This window comes from Planctomycetaceae bacterium, assembly GCA_041398785.1.
GTDB lineage: Bacteria > Planctomycetota > Planctomycetia > Planctomycetales > Planctomycetaceae > JAWKUA01.
Map to the genome: position 1 here is coordinate 140659 of JAWKUA010000003.1, position 13034 is coordinate 153692.

Genomic DNA, 13034 nt, shown 5'->3' on the forward strand with positions numbered 1-13034 from the left:
GCGTCGATCGGGAACCTGCCGTGTGGAGACCACTCAGAACTCTTCCTGAAGAGATATTCTCGGAAATTACGATGCTGCTGTTTGCTGACTCCCGCAGAAGCCGAACGCTCTCTTGCGAACATGGAATTTGACCATCCCATTCCGTCACGGCTGTGAGTGAGTCGAGTGCGTTCACGCCGCTTCGATATCGCCCTGAATCGTCACGATCAGTTTCCGCCGGCCGCCGTGGTTGCGGTGTTCGCACAGGTAGATGCCCTGCCACGTTCCGGTCAGCAGCCGGCCGTTGGCGACGGGAATTGTCAATGACGTGTCCGTCAGAGCCGCCTTGACGTGAGCCGGCATGTCGTCCGGGCCTTCGCAGGTATGCACGTACGGCAAGGATTCCGGAGCCAGCCGTTCCAGTGCCATGTTCATGTCCGTCAACACATCCGGATCGGCATTTTCGTTCAGCGTCAGCGATGCCGACGTGTGCCGGATGAACACATGCATCAGGCCGACTCGGAACTGCTGCAACTGCGGTACGCCGCGCAGAATGTGATTCGTAATCAGATGGCAGCCCCGCGAAAACCCGGGAAGAGTCACTTCTGTCTGAAACCACTGGTTCATTGTTCGCTTGTCTTCTCGATCAGTGACTCGATCTTCTCGTTCAGTCTCGGTCCGCGGGCTTCGGGTTGGATTCTTCGCAGGTAGGTGACGGCTCGTTCGGGATTCTCCTTCGCCAGCAGGCGCGCTTTCCGGAACCGGACTTTCCAGATTTCGGCTTCCATCATCTGCTGAGCCCCTCGACTGCGATCTTCCACGGCGGAGATATCCAGTTGCTCTGCCAGAGCGTCCAGAAGCTGCGTTTTTTCGGCGTCACACAATGGAGACGATTCGATTTCCGCCACGACCTGCTGGTACTGCGAGACCACGCGGGTAATGTGTTCGAAGGCGATTTCGCAGCTTCGTGTCACGCTCTTCTGCAGGGCTTCCCGGAACTCACGCGACGCCTGGACATTGGCCAGCTTTGACGATTCCTTTTCAAAAAGATAAGTCGCCTGAAGCCGTGCCGTCAGGCGGGCTCGTTCCTCACACAACTGCTGCTTGCGATCGATCGCCGCCACGGCTTTTCTCCGGGCCATGAACAATCGAATCTTCTCCCGCTGATTGGTGGCGGTCTTCGGCCAGAGCAGAACGCTTAACTTCAACGCCCCCGCAAGCAGAGACACCAGCAGCACAGCGCTGAGCGAAATCGCTCCGAACGCGAGCATGCCGCTTCGAAAAGTGTCCCACCGAAACTGCTCTGCCCGCTGACCGAGTGCGAACACCAGAGTCAAAACCAGCAGGATGAACAACAGAACCAGCATCCCCAGTCCCAGCCGTCCCAGATGGTCGGCGGGCTCTTCGGGAAGTCGGGAATAATCGGGGACGGGATCGTGCATTTCCGCCATCAATCCAGATCGTACTTCGACACGATCGTGTCGTTCTTGATGCGTTCCACGGTCGTTTCAAAGTTGTTCAGGATGTCCTGAATCAGCCGGTCCTTCATGACTTCCGGTATCGCGGACGACTTTGCTTTTTCCAGCGCTGCGGACGCTGACTCGTAGGCTCGCTGCAGATCGGCGTTGCGGGAATCCAGACGGTCGATTTCCAGGGCACGGATCGTCGACTGCACGTACGTCTTGATGGATTCGGCGACCTCGACGGACTTCGCGTCCCAGAACGCTTTGCTTTCGCGTATGGCCGCGTCTGCTTTGTGGCGGATCAGGCTCATTTCGGTGTCGTAGACCGTGCGAGCCTTCTGCAGCTCGTGAGCGGACTCAGCGTTGCGAAGTCGCAGCCGGCTGATCATCCCCATCTTGTCGTGTTCAATCTCTTCTTCCGAAGACGGCTCGTCATCCGGGGCAATCAATTCGGCCTTTGCTTCAACCCTGACGGGAAGGTTTTCGGCGGGACGATCGCGTTTTCGGAACGCTCGTTCCAGATGGTCGTTGAGGTCATCGGATTCAGGCATGAGATTTCTCGCTTCGTCGACATCTGCGCGGCTGCGATACGGTGTGGGTCAAATCGCGTGGCAAAGCCGCCGGATTCCGAACAGAGACGCGCTGGCATCAAAAAACGAACGGCGTCCGTTTCTATGTTGTTTCCGGACCGTCTCAGGCCGCCGCCCGTCGCAACCTGCGCGGATGACAAGACTGATACGCTGACTCGGAAGCCGGATTCTAACGAGTTGAGTTCAGGGCTTCAGCAGGTAGCTCAGCAAATCGGCCATTGCCTCGACGTCGATGTCTTTTTCCACGCCTTCGGGCATCAGCGACTGGCCGGTGTTACGGAAATCGTCAATGTCCCGGCGCAGCAGTGTCGAGGTCTGATCCTCCGCGCGCCGAAGTGTGACGACGGTCGACGATTCATTCGCGATCATTCCCGTGTGAGTCAGCCCGTCGTTCGTGACAGCAACATAGTTCGTGAATTGCGGGTTCACTTCGCGGTTGGGGTCGAGCACATTCAGCAGGATCGCTTCCCGGCCGCGATTCCTGATCGTGGCCAGATTCGGACCGATCTCATGGCCATGCTCTTCCACCCGATGACAGGCCGCGCAGGTTTTTCGGAAAACTGTCCGACCGCGTTCGGGATCTCCGGCGAGCTGCAGTGCTGCCTGATATCGCTCGACAATTTCAGAGCGATTCGACTGACCGGATGCCTGCTGCAGCCGCAGCGCAGTCGCGCGGATCGAATCATCCCTGTGCGATGTCAGCATCGACCAGCGGGCGACGCTGATGTCCGACGCTTTCATCTTACCGGCGGCGATCGCATCCAGCGTCTGCGTCACCCACGGCTCACGGGAAAACAGCAGTTCTTCCGCTGACCGCTGCAGTGCAGGAGTCAGTGTCGGCCACCGATCGATGATGTGCGGCGCGACGTCGACCGACGAGTATGCACTTAGCGCTGTCAAGGCGGCGGTTTGCAGTTCTTCCGGAACACGAGCTTCCAGAAGACCAGCAACTCCGACCGCATCGGATGGTTCGTGTACCGCGGCAAGGACCCGAACAGCCGTAATTCGGTCGACGAGCGGTGACTCATCACCGTTGGCAGTCACAGTGTCGCGGGCATTTGCCACCACAGCGCTGATTTGTGAATGGACACCGTCAACAACTCGAAGCCGATTCGTCAGAGCGGGCGCGTGAAGCATCAGCGTTCGCAGGACATCGGCTGTCCGGGCTGCGTCGTTCTCACTCGCATCTGTGATCCAGGCTGCGATCATGGCGATGTCGGAGTCGCCGGACTGCGACACCACCAGCGACGCTAGTTCGCCAATGACGGCGCTGGCCGGCGTGCTGTTCATGAACTCGGCATCTGACAACAGCGATGTCAGCATCGGCGCCGAATTGCTCGTCAGCGAACTCAGCGCGGCCATCACGATCCACGGATCAGCCGCGTCCCGCTTAAGAAGCTGCCGCACGATGTTGTCGCGAAATTCTGTGGAAAACTCGCCGACGGACAGACCCAGTTGAAAACGGACTCGCGAATCAGAATCGGTAATGCGTTCGGCCAGTTCCGCCCGGATGCTCGCACTCTGCGCGAACGGCTCGGTCAGGCGAACGGCGTGTTCCCGAACGCGCGGGTGCGGATCATGCAGCGCCGCAAGAACGGTTGCGGCATCAAGCGACGTACTGGATCGCGGCGTTCCAGACAGACCATTCAACACGTACATCGCGTGGATTCGTCCTTCCGGAAGATCGCCGGTCCTGACGAGCTCTACCAGTTGCGGAATCACACCTGTGTCCTGCCGTTCGAACAACAGCCGAGCCGCAGTGTCGCGGTGCCAGCCGTTGCGGTGATTCAGCAGCGCAGCGAGTTCTCTCGACGGCAGCCCCTGGAGCTTTGGCAACGGACCGGCGTGGAATCCATCCGGCACGATTCGATAAAGCCGGCCGCGGTCGCGTCCGCTGGTCAGGTCCAGGTGCTGCTTGATTTCCGGGGGAAGGCTGGCCGGGTGTTCGATTGTTTCGCGGCACATGTCCAGAATGTGCAGGCAGCCGTCCGGAGCGTTCGCGAACTGTACGGGGCGAAACCAGACATCCGTCGACGACAGAAACTCTCGGCCTTCGTCGATGCGAGTCGCGGTGAACGTGACACCGTTGGGAATCAGTTTCTTTCGGTGAACAATGTTGCTGCCGACATCAGCGATGAACGCCGTGCCGCGCATGTCCGGCGGGTACGCATTGCCCCGGTAGATCGTGATCCCGGTGGCTCCGGTGAAATATCCGGCCGCGCGGCCGCCGCCTTCGATTGGTCCGCGCACCTGCCCGGACACTCGCAGCCGAGTCCTGACGATTCGCCACGGTTCAACCGGACTTGTGCGGTACACGGGAGCCTGACCACCGTCATCCGCAATCGAAATCCGCGGCGGTCGCGCGCTCAGCGACGGATTGCGGCTGGTGTAGCGTTCGTCATAGACCACCATCTGCGCGTGGTCACTGTTGGAACAGACGAACTTGCGTCCCCAGTCGTCAAAGCACATGCCGTGCTGAGCCCCGCCACTCTCCGCGCGGATGTCAAACGTTCGCGGGTCGAACGAAAAGTCGTGACCGCGAAGGTCGACACCGGAGGATTCGGGCTGGTCCGGCCGTCGGACACTGCCTGCCGCCGAACTTGCGGCCCCGTGAATTCGGTTGTCCAGCCCCCATCGCAGGCTGTTCAGCAATCCCTGAACATTGCCCCGACCGAAACCCGTCAGCACGGTGCGCTTTTCGTCGGCCCTGCCGTCGCCGTCGGTATCGCGCAGGAAATGCATGTCGGGAGGTGCGCCGACAAAGACGCCGCCGTCGTAACAGATGATGGCGGTCGGCCAGGAAAATCCGTCGGCAAATATGTGGCTGGTATCGAAGCGACCGTCGCCGTCCGTGTCTTCCAGTAATCGAATTTGACCCAGAAAGTCATTTTCCTGCTCGGAATAGTCCTTCATTTCGGCAACGTAAAGGCGGCTGTCGGCGTCGAAGCTCATCGCCACCGGGTCGGTGACCAGCGGTTCGGCTGCTGTTTGTTCGATACCGAAGCCGTCGGCGAGTTGAAACGTTTTTAGCGCGTCTACGGGACTTGTCGGCGGGATGCGGGGCAGTTCGGACGCGTAATCGATGTCGGAAGTCGGTGTGTGGTTCAGCACCGAATCAATAAACCGGTATGCATCAGCACGGGTTTCCGTCGGGAAGTCGTGGTCGCATTCCGGATAGCGAACCTGAAGCTGTGATTCGGCGTCGAATCGCCTGTAGACCTCCGCAGCCTTCGGAATTGCCTTCTTCACACCGGCAACGTCAAAGTTGTCGTCATGCACCGGTGAACTTGAAAAGAAGGCTCGCGGCGCCAGCGCGGCGATGACTTCATAAAAATCAAACGGCACGCGGTTCGGGTCGAGACCAAATTCGTCCCGCAAGCGCGGCATGTAGCGGTCACTGGTCCAGCCGGTGATGTTGCCCGCGTAGTAGTCATGGAACGGAGTCCAGCCGCAACTGCTGACGATTACTTTCAGCCGCTGGTCGAAAACGCCGACGAACATCGCATTGTGACCGCCGAGCGAGTGCCCGATGACTCCGATGCGGTCTCCATCGACCATGTTCAGCGTCTGAAGCAGGTCCACGCACCGCATGTGATTGGCGATTCCCTTCATCGTGCCGGAAACGTAATCGTCAGTGCTGAAGTCATAGTCAGCAGCGTCTCCGAACGAAGGATAGTCCGGAGCAATGACCACGTAGCCTCGCTGCGCCAGTTCCGTGGCGTACTGGCGATTGAGCCGCGGAGTGTCGCCGCCAATGATGCGCTTCCCGGGCGCTCCCGTGGGATGCAAAGCCAGCATTGCCGGCTGACGATTATCCGATGCGGCCGAGTTCGGCAGATAAAGATCAGCAAAGATGCGGTCTCCGTCTGCGGAAGCAAACGTGATCGTCCTGCGCAGAAAACCATCACCTGGCTTCTCCTCGACGGTTCGCATGTCGAGTTCCGGCGGACTACTGCGGTCAGGCAGCGGTCCCATCGCCCGCTCCATTCCGGCCAGAATGGATGCGCGACGTCGCTGCCAGTCGGCTGTCGTCGAAATGGTTTTCAGGCTTCCATCGGCGTCCGTATACCAGGTGAGATCCTGGTGACTGCCGATTTGCGTTTGAGCAAACGCAGTGTTCGCGATCAACAGGGCAAGGCAAAAACGCAGTGGGCAAGTCGGCATGGCGGCAGGTGTCCCCGAAAGAATTCCCGGAAGGCGTGTCGGCGGAACATTTATACCGTCGCAATTCCGCGTTTGACGAGCAAGCGACCGCACATCGTCGCATTCCGGAGTGATTCGGATCCGCCGTTCGGGATCTCAAGCGACGGTTTGTTCAGCCCGTCACCGGATGCGATGCAGATCGGGTTTGCACAGAGCCTGGGCTTCGACCCCAGGCTCAACGATTCACGCGGTTCCACAGTGATGCCGGAACGGGAGAAACAGCATCACACAGACGTTATGTGCCGACTCTTGCGGCCCGCTACTTTTCGCCGGCAACGGTTTCCGCGATGCGTCTTGCTTCGGACGCACGCCGCGTGATTTCGGCCCAGTCCTGCGCTGCGATTAGATCCCTGGGTGCCAGCCAGGAACCGCCGACGGCAAAGACACCATCGTTCCGCAGCCAGTTGGCCATGTTGCCGGCGTTGATTCCACCCAGCGGGACGAAACGAATTCCCAGGTGTGCGTACGGTGCGCGGATGCTGTCCAGCGTCTTCAAACCACCAATCGGTTCCGCGGGAAAGAACTTCAATTCGCGGCAGCCCAGTTCCAGCGCTGCTTCGACGTCGCTGGGAGTCATCACGCCCGGAGCGAATGGCAGTCCCTTTTGCCTGGCGTGTTCCACAACGCGGCGGTTCAGTCCCGGAGCTACGGCAAAGTGGGCTTCCGCAGAAACCACCTGATCGACCTGATCGCAATTCAGCACGGTGCCGATTCCAGCCAGCATTTCGGGAACGTCGCGACGAATCCGCTTGAGACCTCCGATCGCGGCGTCGGTTCGCAGCGTGAGTTCCATTGCGTCAACGCCGCCGGCCAGCAGGGCTTCGGCGAGCGGAACCGCGTGGTCCTCGTTATCGAGGACCAGTACGGCGATAACGCCAGTCGTTTCGATGCGGCCAAGAACGTCGTCGGGAAATTGCGAGTGCATGGAAGCCTTCGTTTAGCCAATGATTAATGACCAGGCTTTTCTGAGACAGAGAACCCGATTGACGACCTGGTCTTCGACACGGGTTAGACGAAAAATGCAGGCTGTCGCGTACCGGCCAGACGCGACCGGGTCAGATGTCGAGTTCCTTCACATCCAGCGCGTGCTTTTCGATGAATTCGCGGCGAGGTTCCACCTGATCGCCCATCAGGACGCGGAAGATTTCATCGGCGGCGGCGGCGTCTTCCATGCGTACCTGCAGCAGGACCCGCTTTTCGGGGTCCATGCTTGTGTCCCACAACTCTTCGGAGTTCATTTCTCCCAGACCCTTAAAGCGGGTCAGTGTCAGCCCTTTTTCACCGAGTTTTCGCAGATTCGGCAGCAGCTCGCGCAGGCTGGTTAACTGAACGGTCTGATCGTCTCGTTCAATGCGGTACGGATAGACCTGCTCGGCGTTCTGAATGCCGGCGGGAATGAAATCCCGCACGAAGAATCCGTAATCCTTCAGCTCGCTGAATCGTTCGTTCAATGTCTTGATCTCGTGCAGATCGACAAGCTGACAGACCGGCACGACGACTTCCGCGGTCTGATCTTTCGGTTCATCACCATTTGCCGTCGACCTGGAATCCGGTTCAGCAGCCACTTCGGCCGCGTGTTCCGCTTCCAGTTCCTTGACGAAGGCGTCCGCCTGGTCCCGCTCAAAAAACCATCGTTCGGAGTCACCGAACAGCACCCGGAACCTTGGCAGCCGATCCTTCTCGGCGACTCCCTGAGTCTGCAGGTGACGCAGGTCAATGCCGCGCCGTTCCAGCAGTTCCAGCGGATGTTCCATCTGAACGACGATGTCCACGACGCGCCGAAGATTGTCTTCTTCGAAGATTGTGCCGTCGACCTTTGCCAGCAGCCGGGCTCCGTCGACGCCAAGGTCGATGAGTTCGGCCATCATCGTGTCATGAGTCTGCACATAACGCGGATGCTTGCGGCCCTTTTGCAGGACGCGATACAGCGGCGGCTGAGCGATGTAGACGTGTCCGCCGTCAACCAGTTCACGCATGTGGCGAAACAGAAACGTCAGCAGCAGCGTGCGAATGTGACTGCCGTCGACGTCGGCGTCCGTCATCACAATGATCTTCCCGTAGCGGCGTTTGCTGATGTCGAGCCCTTCGCCGCCGGCTCCCGGAGACAACCCCACCGCGCGGAACAGATTGCTGATTTCGTTGTTGTCGAGCACCTTGACAAGCTGCGCCTTTTCGACGTTCAGAATCTTCCCGCGCAGAGGCAGGATGGCCTGAATACTGGAATCGCGTCCGGTGTCGGCCGACCCGCCGGCCGAATCTCCTTCGACCAGATAAAGTTCCGTGGATTCCAGATCGCGGCTTCGGCAGTCACGCAGTTTTTCGGGAAGGCCGCCGGTTGTGATGGCCCCCTTGCGGCGCACCATTTCGCGTGACTTGCGAGCGGCTTCTCTGGCTTCTGCCGCGTTGATGGCTTTGGCGATCAGCTTCTTCGCGCTGGAAGGATTCTCCTCCAGATACTTCGTCAGTCCTTCGCTCATCACGGATTGCACAATGCCGTCAACTTCGGGATTGACCAGCTTGACCTTGGTCTGTGCCTCGAACTTCGGATCGGGAACCCGCACGGCGATCACGGCCGTCAGACCTTCGCGGAAGTCTTCGCCGCCGGGGCTGATATCCCTGAACAGGTTCTCCTTCTTCGCGTAGTTGTTCATCGACCGGGTCAGGCCCGTGCGGAATCCGCTCAGATGAGTGCCGCCGTCGCTGTTGAAGATATTGTTGGCGAAAGCCCGGACATTTTCCGTGTACCCGTCGTTCTGCTGAAACGCAATATCCACCTGGATGCCGTCGGCTTCCCCCTGAATACGGATCACGTCGCTGATGATCGGCGTCTGAGTGCGGTTCAGATACCTGACAAATTCGATCAGGCCGTCTTCGTAATGGAACGTCTCTGTCCGCTTGACCCGATCGTCCTGCAGTGTGATGCGGATGCCGGGCGTCAGAAACGCCAGTTCCTGCAGCCGTTTGGTCAGCGTGTCGAATGAAAAGACCGTGTCGGGGAAGATCGTGGGATCCGGCAGAAACGACAGCTTCGTTCCTGTGCGATCAGATCGCCCGAGCTGTCGCAGGTCAGACGTGCGGTGGCCTTTTTCGAAGTCCATCACCCACATGTGGCCTTCGCGCTGGATTTCGGCGGTCAGCCACGACGTCAGCGCGTTGACCGCCGTAATACCGACTCCGTGCAGTCCTCCGGTCCCTTTGACGTACCCGCTGTCACGATCGAATTTGCCTCCGGCGTGGATTTCGGTCAACACGACTTCCAGCGCGGAACGACCGTCGCCTTTGACTTCGCTGATCGGAATTCCCCGGCCGTTGTCGGAGATCGCAACGCTTTCGTCCACGTTAATCTGAACGACGATTTCGCTGGCGTAACCGTTGACCGCTTCATCAATGCTGTTGTCAACAACTTCGTAGACCAGGTGATGCAGTCCGCCGGTGCCGGTATCGCCAATGTACATGGCTGGCCGCGTGCGGATGCCTTCAACACCCTTCAGATGACGAATGTCGGAACCATCGTAATGGCTGCCAGAAACTTCCGGTTGAGACACTTTGGATCCTTGTGTGGGAACTACTGCGATCGCAAAAATTTCAACGACTTGACGTTTTCACGGGGCATCTTCTGCTGGATCGCGATCAGCAAATCGTGCTGCAAATAGCATGTCAGCTCTTCCAGTACCGCGCCGTTGCTGACGACAACTTCCAACACACCTCTGTTCAGCCGCCGCACACGAGATTTCGAGGCGATGCGTTCACCGGCCGCCAGTTTCCATGTCGCATCCAGATTCTGTCCCGACGACTGCTCCGCCAGACCCTTTTGGCGCACAAGCCGGGAAAGCACGTGCCCCAGCTTTGACGGGCGATCGAAATCGAGTTCACTCACGGCATCCGTGTCCGAAAAGAGGGGCTTCCTGATTCGCAAGTTTCAAACTTCGCGGGGAAAGAGCAGGTCTTACGCCGGGCAGCGGTGACTGCCCGAAGTCAGAACACGACGGCAGCACCAGCGTTCTGCCGCGTCTGCATTAACGATCCTGCGAAAGAGGCATGATCACGTAGGTATACGCATCGTCGACACGAAACACGGCCGCGTGCTCACTGCTGGTGAGCTGTAATTCCACCAGAGATTCCGGACTGAGCACCTTGAGAAAATCGGCCACGTAGCGAGGGTCGAAGGTAATTTTGATCGGTTCGTGATCGTATTCGATCGGCAGCTCGACGCGCGACTCACCCACGTCCTGAGCACGACTGCTGAGCGTCAGGGTGGAGTCCGCGAACGCGAAGTCGACTCCGCGGCTTTCTTCGTCGGTCACAATCTGAGCCTGCCGCACCGCCGCATGGAAGGGCCCGGCCGCCATCGGAATCGTCACCGCTCCGCCGGCGGGAATCACATCGCGATACCGGGGAAAACGGCCTTCAACAAGCCGGCTGTAGATCACGCAGGACCCGGACCGCATCAGAACATCGTTTTCATGGACGGCGATCTCAACGAATTCTGCGTCCGCGTCGACAGATCGTTCCAGCAGTGACATTGCCCGCGTGGGTACAACGGTTGTCTTTTCAGGCGCTCGGGGATTTCCTTCGGCTTCACAGACTGCGGTCGCCACCGCCAGACGGCGACTGTCCGTGGCCGCCAGCGTCACTTTGCCATCTTCAAATTCCAGTAACAGGCCGCCCAGAGCATATCGCGTGCTTTCAACATCCGTGGCAAACGACGTTCGCCGAATCATCTGACGAAACACAGCCGCCGGAACTTTGAAGTAGTCCGTGTCACCGAATTCCGGGACCGGCGGAAAGTCGCGGGGATCCTCCGACGACAGCTTGAATTGAGATGCCGCAGCCTTCAGTGTCAGCGACTGCTCCTCAACCACAACATCAAAACTTTCGTCCTGCAGTTCCCGAAGGATCGACGAAACACGATTCGTCGGAAGCAGCGCTTCGCCCGACGAACTTGTCGTGACTCCAACGACGTTGCAGCGAATCGCGACCTCCTGATCCGTCCCGACAAGTTGCACCGAACCGCCGTTCAGATGCATATACACATTGCGAAGAACGTCCTTCGGAGTACGAGCCGGAACAGCGGACGCGGCCGTCTGAAACGCCGCTGAAAATCGAGCACGGTCACAGGTTAATTGCATTTCTCACCACACGCGGACAAACAACTCAACAGAAGAAACGACCAGTTTTTCTCAGGCAGAAGTGTAGCAGACCATCACTTGACATTGTACTTACCCAGGCCCCCGGCGTTTGGGAAATCAGCCTTTTCAAACACGCCGCAACCTGCTTTCCTGAAAGGATTTACAGCAAGCGACCCGATACACAGGGAACGAATAAGCAACACCTTCGCGGCAACTTCAGTCGCGAAGCCCAGCACATGCGCCGGCGCACGTGATTCACCACCGGGGAGCGGTTGCGGGCAGCACGTGGTTGCCAGTGCCCGGCCGGAATCTCCGCGGCGGCAGCGACCGAAAATCGCCAGAACGCTTTCACCGGCGACGGCGGCTCAGACGTTCCTCACGCACATCCGGACGCGGTTTTAGCACGGTCGCGCCAAACTGCGTGTCAGACCAGGAACGATGGCCGCGCTTCCGCACGGGCCCTGGTCGCAGGCGTCTTCTGCTCGAACAAGCAACGTCTTTCGGTGCAGCCACCGATCGCTGCTGTCGTTTCCACGGAATCGGCGATTTCAGGTGAATGGATCGGCGTGATTCACACCGGTTGACACTGCGGAACCAATCCGTGTCCATCTGTGAAATCTGTGGCAGAAGCTTCCGTCCGCACAAGAGGCGGGTGCCGGCGGTCCGATGGAACCCGACGCGATCCCCGGTATCAAGCAGCCAGCGGGTATCGCAGACAGCTCGCTCCAACCCCGCGATCAATGCGCAAAAACAGCAGCCCGGCAGAGCGAAGCTTCCGCCATGGTCGCAGATCTCCATCTATCCGACTGCGACAGCCCGACCGTTAGTCCTCCGGCGAGAACATGGCTGCGTCGACGGACAGTTCGCCCAGATCCAGTTCGCCACCCTGCAGACCGACTTCCCAAATGCCTCGTTCAAGAGCGATCGACGTGTCACCCTGCGTCAGCGATTTGATGTAACCCGGCCGTTCATGCCAGAAGCGAAACTGCCACTTCCCGTTTGGAACATTGCGCAGTTCGAATCGGCCTTCCTGGTCGGTTGCCACGGCATACGGATGTTCGGTGACCACAATGTAAGCCTTCATCCAGGCGTGAATCGAACAGTCGACACGAAGCGGCAGCAGCTCCTCGCGCTGAAAGATCCGTTCCAGCGGCTGATTCTGAGGCACGACGATACTGAACGGACTATTGCGGCGACCGTACACCGCAACGTTGTGTGAGACCGGGTCGGAATTCGTCGCCTGCAGCACCTGTCCGGTTCGCAAAGTGACGATTCTGGGCACAAACCGGCAGTCCTCGTTGTTCAGCGTCGCCGGCTGATCCTTCAGCTCCGCGTACGATTCATGCACCGGGACGGCATCGTTTTTCGAATATAGCCAGATCACGACATTCCGGACGCCGTGACTTGCTCCGTCGACTACCAGTGACTCGTCGACCAGTCCCACTTTCCCGCAGACTTCTTCATCGCGCGTGATTTCCAGTGGTTCCGGTTCGGGAATTTCGCCGGAAACCACGATGCGGCCCCTGAGTGTGGTCCATTCGTCCGCAATGGCCGCACGACCGGAAACGGCAGTAGTAATGGCCCCGACAACAGCAAGGAGTCGAAGCACAAGCGTCGATTGCATCATCAGTTACTCATTGGTTCAGGCGCATGGAACAATCGTCACGACA

Annotated in this window: 9 protein-coding genes; all 9 read right to left on the bottom strand. The window is 59.0% G+C overall.

Translation table 11 applies throughout. The features are described from left to right. Nucleotides 1-171 precede the first annotated feature (171 nt). A complete protein-coding gene (locus R3C19_04580; GenBank protein MEZ6059618.1) occupies nt 172-606 on the bottom strand; it encodes a secondary thiamine-phosphate synthase enzyme YjbQ in 435 nt (144 codons plus the stop codon). Then, nucleotides 603-1430 carry a hypothetical protein gene (locus R3C19_04585; GenBank protein ID MEZ6059619.1) on the bottom strand — a complete coding sequence of 276 codons (828 nt, stop codon included), beginning with the start codon at nt 1428-1430 and terminating at the stop codon, nt 603-605. Before R3C19_04585 ends, R3C19_04580 begins: the two co-directional genes overlap by 4 nt. Continuing rightward, on the bottom strand, nt 1430-1993 hold the full coding sequence (locus R3C19_04590; protein ID MEZ6059620.1) for a hypothetical protein: 564 nt from the start codon (nt 1991-1993) through the stop codon (nt 1430-1432). Before R3C19_04590 ends, R3C19_04585 begins: the two co-directional genes overlap by 1 nt. 222 nt (nt 1994-2215) lie before the next feature. After that, on the bottom strand, nt 2216-6196 hold the full coding sequence (locus R3C19_04595) for an alpha/beta fold hydrolase (protein MEZ6059621.1): 3981 nt from the start codon (nt 6194-6196) through the stop codon (nt 2216-2218). 298 nt (nt 6197-6494) lie between these two features. Continuing rightward, nucleotides 6495-7160: a bifunctional 4-hydroxy-2-oxoglutarate aldolase/2-dehydro-3-deoxy-phosphogluconate aldolase gene (gene eda / locus R3C19_04600; protein ID MEZ6059622.1), complete on the bottom strand. Its 666-nt coding sequence runs from the start codon at nt 7158-7160 to the stop codon at nt 6495-6497. 130 nt (nt 7161-7290) lie between these two features. Then, on the bottom strand, nt 7291-9780 hold the full coding sequence (locus R3C19_04605) for a DNA gyrase subunit B (protein MEZ6059623.1): 2490 nt from the start codon (nt 9778-9780) through the stop codon (nt 7291-7293). Between the two features lie 20 nt (nt 9781-9800). Then, entirely contained in the window at nt 9801-10112 is a 312-nt protein-coding gene (locus R3C19_04610; protein ID MEZ6059624.1) for a DUF721 domain-containing protein, read from the bottom strand. A gap of 139 nt (nt 10113-10251) precedes the next feature. Continuing rightward, nucleotides 10252-11364 (bottom strand): DNA polymerase III subunit beta, encoded by a 1113-nt coding sequence (gene dnaN, locus R3C19_04615; protein ID MEZ6059625.1) that lies wholly within the window; start codon nt 11362-11364, stop codon nt 10252-10254. An 823-nt stretch (nt 11365-12187) separates the two neighbouring features. Continuing rightward, entirely contained in the window at nt 12188-12991 is an 804-nt protein-coding gene (locus tag R3C19_04620; GenBank protein MEZ6059626.1) for a hypothetical protein, read from the bottom strand. Nucleotides 12992-13034 lie beyond the last annotated feature (43 nt).

Coding starts and splice junctions, on each gene's coding strand:
- R3C19_04580 (MEZ6059618.1), bottom strand. CDS start 606: ATGAACCAGTGGTTTCAGACAGAAGTGACTCTTCCCGGGTTTTCGCGG.
- R3C19_04585 (MEZ6059619.1), bottom strand. CDS start 1,430: ATGGCGGAAATGCACGATCCCGTCCCCGATTATTCCCGACTTCCCGAA.
- R3C19_04590 (MEZ6059620.1), bottom strand. CDS start 1,993: ATGCCTGAATCCGATGACCTCAACGACCATCTGGAACGAGCGTTCCGA.
- R3C19_04595 (MEZ6059621.1), bottom strand. CDS start 6,196: ATGCCGACTTGCCCACTGCGTTTTTGCCTTGCCCTGTTGATCGCGAAC.
- eda (MEZ6059622.1), bottom strand. CDS start 7,160: ATGCACTCGCAATTTCCCGACGACGTTCTTGGCCGCATCGAAACGACT.
- dnaN (MEZ6059625.1), bottom strand. CDS start 11,364: ATGCAATTAACCTGTGACCGTGCTCGATTTTCAGCGGCGTTTCAGACG.
- R3C19_04620 (MEZ6059626.1), bottom strand. CDS start 12,991: ATGATGCAATCGACGCTTGTGCTTCGACTCCTTGCTGTTGTCGGGGCC.